At 56.5% G+C, this 15453-nt stretch carries 13 protein-coding genes; 7 read left to right on the top strand and 6 right to left on the bottom strand.

Going from position 1 to position 15453, the window contains the following annotated elements:
* Positions 1–127 precede the first annotated feature (127 nt).
* Both polA and spfP read left to right on the top strand, forming a co-directional pair.
* Positions 128–2899, top strand: coding sequence for a DNA polymerase I (polA, locus tag NNL38_RS15495; protein ID WP_255388877.1), 2772 nt, complete (start codon positions 128–130; stop codon positions 2897–2899).
* A 195-nt stretch (positions 2900–3094) separates the two neighbouring features.
* Positions 3095–3142: a small protein SpfP gene (gene spfP, locus NNL38_RS24855; RefSeq protein ID WP_438616993.1), complete on the top strand. Its 48-nt coding sequence runs from the start codon at positions 3095–3097 to the stop codon at positions 3140–3142.
* 709 nt (positions 3143–3851) lie between these two features.
* Here the strand turns inward: spfP and yihA are convergent.
* The gene (gene yihA / locus NNL38_RS15490) at positions 3852–4520 is read right to left on the bottom strand and encodes a ribosome biogenesis GTP-binding protein YihA/YsxC (protein WP_255388876.1); all 669 of its coding nucleotides are present in this window, start codon (positions 4518–4520) and stop codon (positions 3852–3854) included.
* Positions 4521–4676: 156 nt separating this feature from the next.
* Between yihA and NNL38_RS15485 the strand changes: the two genes are divergently transcribed.
* The 5 genes from NNL38_RS15485 (at position 4677) to hemN (ending at position 8715) form a co-directional block, all read left to right on the top strand.
* A complete protein-coding gene (locus NNL38_RS15485; RefSeq protein ID WP_255388875.1) occupies positions 4677–5294 on the top strand; it encodes a c-type cytochrome in 618 nt (205 codons plus the stop codon).
* A 183-nt stretch (positions 5295–5477) separates the two neighbouring features.
* Positions 5478–6119: a class I SAM-dependent methyltransferase gene (locus NNL38_RS15480; protein ID WP_255388874.1), complete on the top strand. Its 642-nt coding sequence runs from the start codon at positions 5478–5480 to the stop codon at positions 6117–6119.
* Complete coding sequence (gene yihI, locus NNL38_RS15475; protein ID WP_255388873.1) at positions 6119–6652, top strand: Der GTPase-activating protein YihI; 534 nt, start codon at positions 6119–6121, stop codon at positions 6650–6652. The genes NNL38_RS15480 and yihI overlap by 1 nt, the downstream gene beginning before the upstream one ends.
* Before the next feature lie 3 nt (positions 6653–6655).
* Positions 6656–7135, top strand: a complete 480-nt coding sequence (locus tag NNL38_RS15470) for a DUF2489 domain-containing protein (protein WP_255388872.1) — start codon at positions 6656–6658, stop codon at positions 7133–7135.
* Between the two features lie 206 nt (positions 7136–7341).
* Positions 7342–8715 (top strand): oxygen-independent coproporphyrinogen III oxidase, encoded by a 1374-nt coding sequence (gene hemN / locus NNL38_RS15465; RefSeq protein WP_255388871.1) that lies wholly within the window; start codon positions 7342–7344, stop codon positions 8713–8715.
* Between the two features lie 69 nt (positions 8716–8784).
* Here the strand turns inward: hemN and NNL38_RS15460 are convergent, their stop codons facing one another.
* The 5 genes from NNL38_RS15460 to glnL all read right to left on the bottom strand — a co-directional run bounded on the left by NNL38_RS15460 (position 8785) and on the right by glnL (position 15446).
* Complete coding sequence (locus NNL38_RS15460; RefSeq protein WP_255388870.1) at positions 8785–8913, bottom strand: hypothetical protein; 129 nt, start codon at positions 8911–8913, stop codon at positions 8785–8787.
* Between the two features lie 186 nt (positions 8914–9099).
* Positions 9100–10101, bottom strand: a complete 1002-nt coding sequence (add, locus tag NNL38_RS15455) for an adenosine deaminase (protein ID WP_255388869.1) — start codon at positions 10099–10101, stop codon at positions 9100–9102.
* Between the two features lie 67 nt (positions 10102–10168).
* Complete coding sequence (locus tag NNL38_RS15450) at positions 10169–12727, bottom strand: bifunctional diguanylate cyclase/phosphodiesterase (RefSeq protein WP_255388868.1); 2559 nt, start codon at positions 12725–12727, stop codon at positions 10169–10171.
* A 204-nt stretch (positions 12728–12931) separates the two neighbouring features.
* A complete protein-coding gene (gene glnG / locus NNL38_RS15445) occupies positions 12932–14347 on the bottom strand; it encodes a nitrogen regulation protein NR(I) (RefSeq protein WP_255388867.1) in 1416 nt (471 codons plus the stop codon).
* Between the two features lie 49 nt (positions 14348–14396).
* Positions 14397–15446 carry a nitrogen regulation protein NR(II) gene (glnL, locus tag NNL38_RS15440; protein WP_255388866.1) on the bottom strand — a complete coding sequence of 350 codons (1050 nt, stop codon included), beginning with the start codon at positions 15444–15446 and terminating at the stop codon, positions 14397–14399.
* Between the last annotated feature and the right edge of the window lie 7 nt (positions 15447–15453).

The raw sequence follows: 15453 nt of genomic DNA, 5'->3' as shown, positions 1-15453 counted from the left end.
TTTTAAATACTAACAAAGTTATCCACAGGCTGGCGGGGTGAGGTGGACAACAACAGTTAACAGTTGACGGCTGTCGTGGCATTCTAAGGCCCTAACTCTTTCATCCCCCGGATATAAGAATCTCTTTATGGCAACTATTCCAGAAAATCCACTGATCCTGATTGATGGATCCTCGTATCTTTACCGTGCCTATCACGCGGCACCGAACCTCACGAACTCGGACGGTGAGCCAACCGGCGCAGTGTACGGGGTGGTGAATATGCTGCGCAGCCTGCTACGCCAGTTTTCCACAGAGCATATTGCCGTGGTGTTTGATGCCAAGGGCAAGACTTTCCGCGATGAAATCTATCCGGAGTATAAGGCGCACCGGCCGCCGATGCCGGATGATCTGCGCGGCCAGATTGAGCCGCTGCACGCGATTATCCGCGCCATGGGCTTGCCGCTGATCGCCGTGTCCGGCGTCGAGGCCGATGATGTGATCGGAACCCTGGCGACCCAGGCCTCGAAAGCCAATATGCCGGTGCTGATCAGTACCGGGGATAAAGATATGGCCCAGTTGGTGGATGAGAATATCACCCTGATCAATACCATGACCGGGGTGGTGATGGACTCGGAAGGGGTGGTGGAAAAGTTCGGCATCGGACCGGAGCTGATCATCGATTACCTGGCGCTGATGGGCGATAAAGTCGATAACATCCCCGGCGTACCGGGTGTGGGCGAGAAAACCGCCAAGGCATTGCTGACCGGCGTCGGTGGCCTGGATGCGCTGTATGCCAACCTCGATGCAATCCCGGCGCTGGGATTCCGCGGCTCGAAAACCATGCCGAAGAAACTGGCCGAGCACAAAGAAGCGGCCTATCTCTCGTATGAGCTGGCGACCATCAAGCTGGATGTCGAGCTGGATGTGACGCCGGATGAACTGCGCAAGGGTGAGCCTGATGCTGATGAGCTAACCCGCCTGTTCGGCAAGTTGCAGTTCCGTCGCTGGCTGGAAGAGATGCTGAGCGGCAGTGACGGCCGGATTGCCGCGGATGAAAGTGTTGCCGCGGCCGTACCGGAAACCCAGGCGGTGGCCCCGGTGATTGATCGCAGTGGTTACGAGACGGTGTTGGATGAAGCCTCGTTCAATGGCTGGCTGGAAATTCTGCAATCGGCTGAGGTGGTTGCCTTTGATACCGAAACCGATGGCCTGGACTACATGACAGCCAACCTGGTCGGGGTATCGTTCGCGGTGGAAGAGGGGAAAGCTGCGTATGTGCCGGTGGCCCATGACTACCTGGATGCGCCGGCCCAGCTCGATCGCGACTGGGTGCTGGCCCGGCTCAAGCCGCTGCTGGAAGATCCGAACCGGGCCAAGGTTGGTCAGAACCTCAAGTTTGATGCCTCGATCCTGGCGCGTTATGACATCGACATGCAGGGGATCACCTTTGATACCATGCTGGAGTCTTATGTGTTCAACAGTGTGGTCGGTCGCCACGATATGGACAGCCTGGCGCTGCGCTACCTTGAGCACAAGACGATCAGCTTTGAAGAGATCGCCGGGAAAGGGAAGAAGCAGCTGACGTTTAACCAGATAGAGCTGGAGCAGGCCGGGCCGTATGCCGCAGAAGATGCCGATATCACCCTGCGTCTGCACAACCTGCTGATCGAGAAAATCAATGCCGACGACAAGCTCAAGTCGGTGTTTGAAACCATTGAAATGCCGCTGCTACCGGTCTTGTCCCGGATGGAGCGCACCGGGGTACTGATTGACAGCATGAAGCTGAGCACCCAGTCGGCTGAAATCGCGGCCCGCCTCGATGAGCTGGAGAAAAAGGCTTACGAACTTGCCGGGGAAGAATTTAATCTCAGCTCACCCAAGCAGCTGCAGGCGATTTTGTTCGAGAAAATGGGCTTGCCGGTGGTGAAAAAGACCCCGTCCGGTACCCCGTCGACCAACGAGGAAGTGTTGCAGGAGCTGGCGCTGGATTACCCGTTGCCGAAGCTGATCCTTGAATACCGCGGCCTGGCAAAGCTGAAATCCACTTACACCGATAAGCTGCCGAAAATGATTAACCCGGCCACCGGGCGGGTACACACCTCGTATCATCAGGCGGTAACGGCGACTGGTCGTCTGTCCTCAAGCGATCCGAACCTGCAGAATATTCCGGTGCGAAACGAAGAAGGACGACGGATCCGTCAGGCTTTTACCGCGCCGACCGGCTATAAGATCCTGGCCGTCGACTACTCGCAGATTGAGCTGCGGATCATGGCGCACCTGTCCGGTGACCAGGCGCTGCTGGATGCCTTCCGCCACGGCAAGGATATCCACGCCGCGACGGCCGCTGAGATCCTCGGCCTGCCGATTGATGAGGTCACCAGTGAGCAGCGTCGCCGCGCCAAGGCGATTAACTTCGGCCTGATTTACGGCATGAGTGCGTTTGGCCTGGCCAAACAACTGGATATGGGCCGTAACGAAGCCCAGGAGTATATGAATGTGTACTTCGAGCGCTATCCGGGCGTGCTGGAATACATGGAAAGCACCCGAACCTCGGCCAGCGAGAAAGGGTATGTTGAAACTCTGTTCGGTCGTCGCCTTTACCTGCCGGATATCAAATCCCGTAACGGAATGCGCCGTAAGGCGGCAGAGCGGGCAGCGATCAATGCGCCGATGCAGGGCACGGCGGCCGATATTATCAAACGGGCCATGGTGCTGGTGGATCAGTGGATCCGTGAGCAGCCGGCCGACCGGGTTCGCCTGCTGATGCAAGTGCATGACGAACTTGTTTTTGAAGTACAGGAATCTGAACTCGAGCGTGTATCGGACAGTATTCGTCAGCTGATGGAATCTGCGGCGGAACTGGCAGTACCGCTGATCGCCGATGCTGGTCAGGGCGATAACTGGGAGCAGGCCCACTAGGGAGTGTGGGCTCCGGATTGGGTCTGAACATCAGTATAGCTGGCCACGAGCCAGCTATTTTTTTAGGCGAATTAATCGCTGGTAAAGTTACCTGTCATTTAAGTTAGTTACGCAATGTTGAAAAAAAACTACAGAAAGGGCTTTTCAAATCTGAGCAATTGATATACAGTTATCGGCGTAGGGTACAGAGGTAAGATGTTCTATCTTTCAGACCTTTTGTTTCACGTTATTGGATTTGGCTGATTCAGCCGCCCTGGTCGATTGACCAGGGCGTTTTTTATTTCAGCGCCGGAAAAATCCATTCCCGCTTGTTGTTGTGTTCTGTTTGCTTTCCTTGATGTTCTCCCACGCTTGATCGGTGATGTGCTGCTGCAGTGCGCTACTGCGGGTTGATGCGTTATTTCTCTTCTATCTTCTGAAATTTGACTGGAATATCAGCAGTGTTTACCTAATCTGGGTTTCAACAACGACTACCGTCAGGAACACTAAGTGATGGGATCGGTGTAAACGCTGGCCATCCATGCCAACTGAGCCGCAGTGTATTTGAAACAATGTGCAACAAAAATATTAGAGTAATTACTTTAATCTCGGCTTGGGTTCGGTATAATCATGACTGCTTCTTGTTCATATTTGTTATTTGCCAGCGGGCTGACACGCCGGCTGCCAAGCACATCCATGACATCGCCACCTCCGCTTGAGGTGGCTTTTTTTTATCCGGCTATTGTCTATTCCGTTCATTAAAATGTAATAAACTTCCAGCCTGCTCAATGTGCGGCGCCCTTAATTTGTATAACAAAACAATGCGGGCCTGTTACACCGGCTGGGGGCAGGCTCATCGGGTTGGATACGGCAGGCGCAGGGTGGTTTGAAGGGGGCTGGGCGGCGGAAGAGCCGGGAAAAGGTGCGTTCAGGAACGGCACTCGCCTTGGGAAGACGAGTGCCGGACAGGGGGTTATTCGAGCGTGTCGGTATCGAGTCCGGTGTCGGCCATATCGAGCAGTGCCTGCTGGCGTTCCAGCTCCGGGGCAAACCAATCATCGAGTTTGCGGCGCACCTGATCGACGCCAATCCCCTTGAGCGAAGAGAAGGCTTCCACCTGAACATCGCCGCCAAAGGTTTTCACGGTCTCGCGAACTTTCATCAGTTGTTGCTTGCGGGCGCCGCTTTTCAGCTTGTCGGCCTTGGTCAACAAGACCAGCACCGGCAGGCGACTTTCGATCGCCCACATGATCATCTGTTGATCGAGATCTTTGAGTGGGTGGCGGATGTCCATCAGCACCACCAGGCCTTGCAGGCACTCGCGCTTTTGCAGGTATTCGCCCAACGACTCCTGCCATTTGAGCTTCATTTCCAGCGGCACCTGGGCATAGCCGTAACCCGGCAGGTCGATCAGGTTACAGCCCGGGATCACTTCGAACATATTGATCAGCTGGGTGCGTCCCGGGGTCTTTGAGGTCCGGGCCAGACTTTTCTGATCGGTGATCCGGTTCAGGGCACTTGACTTCCCTGCATTGGAGCGGCCAGCAAATGCGATCTCAACGCCTGTGTCGTTTGGCAAGTGACGAATAGTCGGTGCACTTGTGATAAAGCCGGTATTTCTATAGTTGAGAGTTTGATTCACTGTTAACTCCGTCAAGTCTTCATGTAGTCGACTGATTACTTTTATGTGAAATGGTGTAAAATGTGCGAAACCGTGCTCGCTATGTGGTCTTATTGTATACCATGTAACTGAGCATTACTTGTGGTACTGGAAGCTCAATAATTATAACGGAATGTCATGAAGAAATTAGCACTGATATTGACTCTTCTTGCCAGTTGCTCAGCCTGGGCCCAGGGAGATGTGGAAGCTGGAAAAGCAAAAGCCGCGACATGTGCCGCTTGTCATGGAGCAGATGGCAACAGCATTATGGCGCAATACCCGAAAATCGCAGGCCAGCATGCTGGCTACTTGGAAAAACAGCTGAAGGATTTCAAGCTGGCGATGAGTACCGGTGGAAAGCAAGGTCGTAACGATCCGGTGATGGGTGGAATGGCGATGCCTCTGAGTGAGCAGGATATGGCGGATCTAGCTGCTTACTACGCTTCGTTGCCAGTTTCTGACAACACGACGCCGGAGTCTTCTATTGAAATCGCCCAGACCCTGTATCGCTTCGGGGATGCTGAGCGTGGTATTGCGGCGTGTACAGCCTGTCATGGTCCGCGCGGTAATGGTACAAGCCTCTCAGGCTTCCCGAAAATTTCCGGCCAGAATGCCGAATATGTCAAACTGCAGCTGGAGAAATTCCGTGCCGGTGACCGCAGCAATGACATGAACGCGATGATGCGCTCGGTTGCCGCGAAATTGACAGATAAAGAAATTACCGCCCTGTCTCAGTACGTTGGTGGCCTACACTAAATAACCCGTTTCCAGTATACGTGAAATAAGGGCAGCCTCGGCTGCCTTTTTTCATGCCCGTTTTGCGGGAGGGCGGCGCAAATATGCGCATTTCGTATTCGGATCTGCTATGATACGCCGCTTCATTTTAAGCCGGATGACCAGGGCAGCCTGGGTGGTTCGGCGCGAAGGAGAAAGGAAGACATGCACACCTGCCCGCTGTGCCATTGCCCGTCGGCTGAGGCGTTTTTTGAAGATCGTCTGCGCGCTTATTTCCGTTGCCGGGATTGTGCGTTGATATTTGCCGATCCGGCGGCGCTGCTGGCCCCGGATGAGGAAAAGGCGGTCTATGATCAGCATGAGAACAACCCGGCGGATCAGGGCTACCGACGGTTTCTCAGCCGCCTGGCGGCGCCGCTGGCCGAGCGGCTGGGGCCTGCATCACGGTCCGGGCTGGATTTTGGCTGCGGTCCCGGCCCGACGCTGTCGGTAATGCTGTCAGAGATGGGACACCAGATGGCGATTTACGATCCGTATTTTGCCAACGAGCCGGCGGTACTGGCGCGGACCTATGATTTTGTCACCTGTACCGAGGCGATCGAACACTTTTACACGCCAGCGAAGGAATGGGCGCTGTTGCGCGACATGGTCAGGCCCGGCGGATGGCTGGGCCTGATGACCAAGCTGGCGACAGATGCCGATGCTTTTGCAAGCTGGCACTACAAGAACGACCCAACCCACGTGAGCTTTTTCAGCCGCGAAACGTTTCGCTTTCTGGCCCGGCGAGATGGCCTGAATGTAGAATTTGTTGGAAATGATGTAATTTTGCTGAGGAAAACCCAGTAATGACCCGTAAGAAAAAGAGCCGTAAACCGGGCTCAGAAGGCCCGGCTGTATTGACCCCGAAATCGACCAGCCAGCATGATCAGGATGGTCGCCTGCGCAAAAAAGCACGCAAGCGCAAAGGCCTGAAGTCCGGCAGCCGTCACTCCGACGCGGCAGTGGTCAATGGCCGCAGCCAGGGGCGGGCCAAAGATCCGCGCCATGGCAGTAAGAAGCCGGTGCCGCTGATCGTTGAGGCCAAGAAGCCGATGACCAAGAAAGATCGCCGTCTCAGCGCCGAGCAGGAGCTGGCGATGCTGGAAAATGATGCCCAGTTGATGGTATTGCTCGATCGCATCGAAGCCGGTGAGAAGCTGGGCGCCGGGCTGCAAAAGCAGGTGGACCAGAAACTGGATCGGATTGAGCAGCTGATGAGCCAGCTGGGCCTGTTGGAAGACGACGAAGCCGAAGTGGTGGTCGAAACGGCGCCGAGCCAGGAAGACGATTTGCTGGATAAATTTGAAAACATGGATTTTGACGATTTCGACAAGGAGTAAGCCTTGCAGAATTTGACGTTGTGGTTTGGACTGGCCAGCTCGGTGGTTGCCGTGCTGGCGGGGTATGCCGGTTATCTGCTGTTTAAACTTTATCAGCAGCACCAGCGCCATCAGGCCTTCTTGGCCCGGGCGGAACGCGTGCAGGCTGAGGGGATTGAGCAGCGCAATGCCAATATCATGGAAAGCGTGCTGATTATTGCCCAGGCCGGGAAGCAGGATGAGTGTGATATGTCGGAAGTTGCCATCCGGCTGTACAAGCTGATGGAAGTGCTGCAGGGGGATCGCCAGGTTGACTTTGCCAGTACGTACCCGGCTATGCACGAGCTCTACGAGGTGGTCAAGGATATGCCGCGCGGTGAAGCCCGCAAGACGCTGGAAAAGCGTGAGCGGATGAAGCTCGACATGATGCGAATGAAAGCCGAATCCCGGCTAATGAATGACATCAAACGCGAGCTGGACTTAGTCCTGGCCCTGAAGGCCTGATCCACCTACCTCTCAATGCCGCATCCCTGCGGCACGCGGTCTTATCTATACTGTAAGCTGACACCACAGTCCGGGCAGGTAAGGCCGCAAACTCTGAGCGAGTCATCATTTCCGCACACTGTAATAAGTAAAATATCTACATCTTTACTCAGTTGTGGCACACTTGGCTTTTGCAATTAACCCCAGAACAGTAGTGGAAATACGTCATGTCAAATGAGCAGATAATTTGGGATCAGGCGCTGATAGAAAAATACAACTATTCAGGCCCCCGCTATACCTCATATCCGACCGCCCTGGAGTTCCATGAAGCCTTTACCCCGGCGGAATTTGATATGGCCTGTACCCAGTATCCGGAGCGGCCGTTGTCACTGTATGTGCACATTCCGTTCTGTCACAAGCTGTGCTACTACTGTGGCTGCAACAAAATTATCACCCGCCATCAGCACAAGGCCGATCAGTACCTGGATGTCTTAGAGCTGGAAATCCGTCAGCGTGCCGGGCTGCTGGGCGAGCGTACCGTGACCCAACTGCACTGGGGCGGCGGGACACCGACGTTTTTGACCAAAGCGCAGATCAGCCGCCTGGTCGGATTGCTGCGCGAGCTGTTTACCTTTGCTCCGGATGCCGAAATCAGTATTGAAATCGACCCGCGTGAAATCGAGCTGGATATGCTCGACCACCTGCGCAGCGAAGGCTTTAACCGCCTGAGTATTGGGGTGCAGGACTTCAATAAAGAAGTGCAGAAGCTGGTGAACCGCGAGCAGGATGAAGCCTTTATCTTTGCCCTGGTGGCGCGTGCCAAAGAATTGGGCTTCCGCTCCACCAACTTGGATCTGATCTATGGGTTGCCGAAGCAGGATCAGGCGAGTTTTGCCAAGACGCTGCAGCAGGTGCTGACCATGAAGCCGGGGCGTCTGTCGGTGTTTAACTATGCCCACATGCCAGCCCTGTTTGCCGCACAGCGTAAAATTCAGGAATCTGATCTGCCGGCGGCGACCGAGAAACTGGTGATGTTGCAAGATACCATTGCGACCCTGACCGGTGCCGGGTATCAGTTCATCGGGATGGATCACTTTGCCCTGCCGGATGATGAGCTGGCGGTGGCGCAACGCAACGGGATCCTGCACCGCAACTTCCAGGGTTATACTACCCAGGGCGAGTGCGACTTGCTGGGGCTGGGGGTATCGGCCATTTCCATGATTGGTAACTGTTATGCCCAGAACCAGAAAGAGCTGAAGAAATACTACGCCAGTGTCCGCGACAAGCGGGAAGCCCTATGGAAAGGGGTGTCGCTCGACGGGGATGACTTGCTCCGGCGAGAAGTGATTAAATCGCTGATCTGTAATTTCCAGCTCGATAAAACCGAGATCGCATCCCGCTTTGACCTCGACTTTGACAGCTATTTTGCTGAAGATTTGCAGCTATTGCAGACTTTTATTAATGACGAGCTGGTCACGGTGGATGAGCGCGCGATCCGGGTAACCCTCAAAGGCCGGTTGCTGATCCGCAATATCTGTATGTGTTTCGATAAATACCTGCGCGATCGGGCGCGTCAGCAGCAGTTCTCCCGGGTCATTTAACCGGGAGCAGCACCAGCAAAATATGAAAAAGCCCTCATCCTGATGGGTTCAGGGTGAGGGCTTTTGCGATCAGTTGCCAAAAAAATTGACGGCGGCTAACAGCGCCAGCACACCGGCAGCAAAATGGCCCGGGCCATTGGCTGCCACTTCACTGACGGCAGGCAGCGCCACACTGAAAGTGAGAAGACTGTCCAGCATGATTGAGTCCTGAGTCGGTTTGTGGATCGTGAAGCTCTCCGGCAACCGGTCCGTTGGCACGCTATGGGGCGCGCAACCGGGCTGCTGAGGTGGAGAAAGTGGGCGTATTTTACGCAAAATCAGCCGAAATGAAATTGAAATCGTTCAAAAAACATCCGGCTGATTGCATTTTTTTAGCGGGCTGGATCAACGTTGTGCTGCTTTGTCCCGAAGTGCTTGTTTTTCGGCGTCGGACAGGAAAGCCACGTCTAGGCCGTTGATTTGCGCCTGGCGGATTTGTGCTTCGCTCAGGCCGGCTTGCGGCGCAGCGACGTCGTATTCATACGGCAGCTCAATCCCTTCAACCGCCGGATCATCGGTGTTCAGGCAGGCCAGGATGCCGTGATCCAGGAACTGCTTCACCGGGTGGCTGTCCAGCGAGGCGACCGTGCTGGTTTGAATGTTTGACGTCAGGCATGACTCAATGCCGATCTTGTGCTCGGCCAGATAGTCCATCAGGGCTGGATCTTCAATCGCTTTCACGCCATGGCCAATCCGCACCGCACCCAAATCGCGGATTGCCTGCCACATGCTCTCCGGCCCGGCGGCTTCCCCGGCGTGAACCGTGACCTGCAGGCCGGCATCACGTACTTGCTTGAAGTGAGCGACAAACTGATCGCCCGGCTGGCCCAGCTCATCACCGGCCAAATCGACTGCCACCAGGTTGTCTTTCTGGGTCAGCAGTGCATCGAGCTCCTGCTGACAGGCCTGGGTGCCGAAGGTGCGGCTCATGATCCCGATCAGGTTGGCCTGGACGCCGAAGTCGCGGCAACCCGCTTTGACGCCATCCACCACTGCTTCGACCACCCCGGCGATCGGCAGTTGGTGCTTCATCGCCATGTAGTACGGCGAGAAGCGCAGTTCGGCATAGTCAATTTGAGCGTTGAGTGCGTCTTCAACATTTTCGTAGGCCACACGACGGCAGGCATCCAGATCGCCCAGTACCGCAACGCCCCAGTCCAGCTTGGACAGGAAGGCGACCAGGCTCGGCTCTGCCTCGACGATCTGCACATGCGGGCGCAGGGACTCGATATCATGACCGGGTAAAGCCATGCCAAATTGCTGGCCGAGTTCAAGGATGGTCTGGATACGGATATTGCCATCAAGATGGCGGTGCAAATCAGTTAAAGGTAGGTGCTTGGTAATCATGATACTCGTCATCCCGCTGAAAATTGGTGCGTCAGTATACGCAAAGAATGATTCACGATCATTATAGTTAGCCCGCTGATTGTTCGGTGCTGGCTGAAAATTCAGCAATGCTTACCTGAGCTGTTGACCATTCGTGAAGCGGCATCGGCTTGGCGTAGTAATAACCCTGGGCGTAGTGGCACCCCAGGCTCTGGAGCCGTTCAGCCTGCTCCCGGGTTTCTACCCCTTCAGCGACAATCTCGGCCCCGAAATGGCGGGCCAGGGTGATGATGGCCGTGATCACAGGCGTGTAGTTGGTGCTGGCGCTCATCTGGCTGACAAAGGCCCGATCAATTTTCAGGCTGTCAAACGGCAGATCGGCCAGGTAGGCCAGCGAGGAGTAGCCGGTGCCGAAGTCATCGATGGCAATATGGATCCCGAGCCGTCGCAGCCGGCGCAGGGTCTGGGTGACTTGCTGCGGTTGGCTGATCAGCCGTGATTCGGTGATCTCCAGGGTCAGGTTGGCCGTGGCTAAGCCGGTTTCGGCCAGAATTGATTTGAGCTGAACCACAAAGTCGGGCTGCTGCAATTGGCGGACCGAGAGATTGACATGCAGCATGAAGTCGGCCGGCCACGCGCCGCAGGCGAGCATCCCCTGAGTTTCTTTACAAGCTTGACGCAGGATCTGATCGCCCAGCTCGTTAATCATCCCGTTCTCTTCCGCCAGCGGAATGAACTGAAACGGCGGCACCAGGCCCCGGCTCGGGCTGCGCCAGCGCACCAGGGCTTCGGCGCCACACAGGCCACCGCCGCCTAAAGCGATCAGCGGCTGGTAGTGGACTTCAAATTCCTGGTTGGCGAGGGCGCGGTTAAGTTCGGCAGCCATCCGGGTTTTTTCCTGGGAGGCTTCGAGCAGCGCCGGTGTGAAATATTGGATCGGGTGATCGTCCTGGCGTTTGGCGGCATTGAGCGCCAGGCTGGCATTGCGTAGCCAGTCGGTCATGCCGTGTTGCTGCAAGATACCCTTAATCACGCCAATGCGAGCCGAGACGATGATCTCGATATCGTTGATCCGATACGGCATTGAAAAAGAGGTCAGCAGCAGGTCAGCGATCGATTCGGCATCGTGGTCCGGGCCCAGGTCGGGAATGAAGGTGGCGAATTCGTAGCGGTCAACTCGGCAGAGCAGGGCCGCACCCGGCAGGTTGCGCTGCAGACGCTGGGCGATCTGTTTCAGCAGCTGATCGCCGTTGAGGTGGCCGATACTGTCGTTGATGTTGCTGAAGGCCTTGAGGCCGATGATCATCAGGGTCGCCTGTTGTCCGCTATGGGGCGCATTGGTGGATTCCAATAACCCTTCCCGGCTCAGCAGCCCGGTCAGGTTGTCATAGAGCACCTGCTTGCGCAGGGTGTTGAATGAGTGCTGCAATCGCGCCGACATGGCGGTGAATGCCGAAGCGAGCTGATTGGTTTCCTGCAAGCGGACCGTCGGGCGGAGATCGACTTGCCAGTGGGTTTCGCTGATCTGCTGCGAGGCCCGCGCAATATCAGTGATTGGCTGGGTGATTTTCTTCAGGATGAACAAGCCGGCGATCAGCCCGCACGCAGCCAGCAGGATGGCTGCCAGCAAGCCGGTTTCCTGCAGCTGCGGCAGCTGTCCGAGCAACTCGCTCTCGGGCATGATCACCACAATGTGCCAGTTAAGCTGATGATCATCATGGTAGGGGGTGATCCGGCTGAAGTAGCGGGTTTTGTTGTGGACAAACTCAAATGAGCGGGCGCTGTCGCGGCCGGTCAGGTGAGACTTAGCCATAAACTGCTGGCTGGCGGTGATCAGCGCATCTGGCCGGGGCAGGTTGGTGATCAACTGGGCGTTGCCGGACTGCGCCGAACTGGCAATCAGGCGGCCGTCCTGATCAATGATATAGGTACTGCCGGAAAAGTTGCGGCTTTCGCGGTGCAGGAATTGATTGATATGGCTGAGGTTGATATCGGTCACCATCATCCCTATCAGCGTGTGCTCGGTATCATCAATCACCGGGCTGACGGCGGAGATCGTCAGCGACTGGATATCATCCTGGTTGGTGTATACTTCGGCCCAACCGGGCTTGTGGGTGTGGGTAAACGGCAGGTACCAGGGGCGTGTGGTTGGATCGTAATCGCTTACCCGGTAGCGGAGATCACCGTAATGGCTGTTGCCCTGGTAGATGTGTAGCTCGTTGTCGGTGCGCCGATCCTTGAGCATCAGCGACAGATCGCGCAGGCCCTGCTTGCGAAAGCCGATGAAGTAGCCGTCCTTGCTGCCAAAGCCAATGGTGGTGATTTGCGGCTGATGGTCGTACAGGCTGGAAATGGCATCTTTGAGATAGGCTTCCAGCCCGGTCAGGCTAGGCGGTTGATAGAGCCGGTGGCGCTGAATACTGTCGGCAATGGTCAGGTTGGTGTTGAAGGGATCGCCGAGAAACAGGCGCAGGTCGTTGCTGATACTGCGGGTATAAGAGCCCAGGAGCTTGCCGCTGACTGCATCGAGCATGCGCTCATAGCTGTGCTGCTGGGCCAGGGCGATGATCCCGACCGTAAGCAGCAACAACGCGGTAAAGGGGAGCATTACCGCCAAACGCAATGTCAGCAGACGATGTTTCAGCATTATATTTCAGGTGAATAAAAGCGAGGCCGATTATATTGAGTAAATAGTCGATGAAATGGCACCAACATGCAAACGTTATCTCCCGGGAATGTTATTTCAGTGCGGTTAACCCGGCATCTGAGGGAGGGGGACTGCCCACACGAGCCGCGCGGCAGTCATACCTTCAGAAGGGATATTTTTCAGGGCTCGGGCGGTCCACGGTGGCTAGTCGGTGGTGATATTGAGCTCTTTGAGTTTTCGGGTGAGTGTATTGCGCCCCCAGCCGAGCAGGCGGGCGGCTTCTTGTTTGTGTCCATGGGTATGGGCCAGGGCCGTTTCCAGCAGGATTTTCTCAAATGCCGGCAGGGCTTCGCCCAGCAGGTTCTGGCTGCCTTGTTGCAGGGTCTCGCGCGCCCAGCGCTCCAGCGCCTGCTCCCAGTGGCCATTTGCGTTGTCTTCGTTGCTGCGGGACTCGGCCTGTAGCAACTCCGGCGGAAGATCGGCCGGGAGAATTTCGTTGCCGCTGGCCATCACCGTCAGCCAGCGGCAGGTATTTTCCAGCTGGCGGACATTCCCCGGCCAGTCAAGTTCGGTCAGTACGCTCTCGGCGGACGGGTGGAGAGTTTTGACTTCGACCCCGAGCTCGTCTGAGGCCCGCTGGAGAAAGTGGCGGGTGAGCTGCGCAATATCCTGGCGTCGATCTTTGAGCGCCGGCAGGTGGACCCGGATCACGTTGAGGCGGTGAAAGAGATCTTCCCGGAACTCCCCTTCGGCTACCAGGCGCTCCAGGTTTTGGTGGGTGGCGGCGATGATCCGGACGTCGACATCGACCGGAGAGTGGCCGCCGACCCGGTAGAATTGGCCGTCGGCCAGTACCCGCAGCAGCCGGGTCTGGATATCAAGTGGCATATCGCCGATTTCATCTAAAAACAGCGTGCCGCCATTGGCCTGTTCAAAGCGCCCTTGGCGCACACTGTTGGCCCCGGTAAACGCCCCTTTCTCATGGCCGAACAGCTCGGACTCGATTAAATCTTTCGGGATCGCTGCCATATTAAGGGCAATAAACTCTTTTTGGCTGCGCGGGCTGTGGCGGTGCAGGGCGTGGGCAACCAGTTCTTTCCCGGTGCCGGACTCCCCGTTGATCAGCACCGAAATCGATGAGCGGGACAGGCGGCCGATGGCCCGGAAGACTTCCTGCATTGCCGGTGCCTCGCCGATGATCTCCGGGGCATTTTTGGTTTCGATTTCCGGTTGCTGCTGGCGCTTCTGCTCCTGGCTGTGGGTGACGGCACGCTCGACCAGGTTGACTGCCTCGTCAATGTCGAACGGTTTGGGCAGGTATTCAAACGCCCCTTCCTGGTAGGCGTTGACGGCGGCATCAAGATCGGAGTGGGCGGTCATGATGATCACCGGCAGCGACGGGTACTCCTGGTGCAGCGAGCGCAGCAACGCCAGGCCGTCGGTGCCCGGCATACGGATATCCGACACCAACACGTCGGGAACGTTGCGCTCCAGCGCTTCCAGCACGCTGTCCGCATCGGCAAAGGTATCGCACTTCAGTCCGGCGGCCGTGAGGGTTCGCTCTAATACCCAGCGAATTGAGCTGTCATCGTCGACAACCCAAATTAATCCTTTGCTCATATCACGTCCTCTCTCGTTGTCGTTCAGCCCGATGGCCTGTGTGGCTGGGCTATTTAATCGGCAGATAAATCGTAAATTGGGTGTGTCCCGGCCAGCTGACCACTTCAATTTTACCGTGGTGCTGGTCGACCAGGTTCTGGGCGATCGACAGCCCAAGCCCGGTGCCGCCCTCACGCCCGGTGACCATGGGATAGAACAGGGTGTCCTGGATATCCCCCGGGATCCCCGGGCCGTCATCAATGATGTCCACCTTGGCCGCAATCCGGTAGCGGGTGCCCTGGATCAGCGTCTGGTGATCGGTGCGGGTTTTCAGGGTGATGTTGCCGCCGCCATACTGCTGCAGCGCCTGGGCGGCATTGCTGACGATGTTAAGAATGGCCTGCTCCAGCTGCTCCGGATCCATGGTGAAATCGGGCAGGCTGGGGTCGTAGTCACGGTGAAAGTGAATATGGCTGCCGGTATCGAGTACCACCAGCTGGCGAACTTTTTCCAGCACGACGTGAATATTATCGGTTTTCCGCGCGCCTGGACGCTGGGGGCCGAGCAGCCGGTCGACCAGGTTTCGCAGCCGGTCGGCCTGTTCGATAATCATCTGAGTGTATTCAGTGTAGCTGGGATCGGGCAGGGTTTTTTCAAGCAATTGCGCCGCGCCGCGCAGGCCGCCGAGCGGGTTTTTGATCTCGTGGGCCAGTCCGCGGACCAACTCCCGGGCGGCTTGCTGCTGGGCATGCTGGCTCAGCTCCTGGCTGATCCGGCGCTGCTGGTCTATGGGTTTGAGTTCGAGCAGGATCAGCAACGCCTTCTGCCACGACAGCGGGCTGGCATTGACCTCAAGGGTGTAATGCCGGCCGTCAATCACGAAGGTGACATCGCTGTCTGCCAGCCCCTGCCCGCTCTGCAGCGTTGCCTGGATCAGCCCGAGGTCCAGCGAGGAGTGCTGGAGCAAATCCGGGAAGTAGGCGTGATGGAGCCGGCGCTTGCTATACGAGAGCAACTGCTCGGCCGCCGGGTTGACGTAGCGGATCGTCAGTCCTTCGTCGAGCAGTAAAATGGCCGTGACCATATTGTCCAGGATCAGCGGTGTAAATGAGGCAGTCACTGTATTC

The organism is Photobacterium atrarenae (assembly GCF_024380015.1).
Lineage (GTDB): Bacteria > Pseudomonadota > Gammaproteobacteria > Enterobacterales > Vibrionaceae > Photobacterium > Photobacterium atrarenae.
The sequence above is the reverse complement of the archived record's forward strand: the minus strand, read 5'-3'. Positions and strand labels throughout refer to the sequence as shown.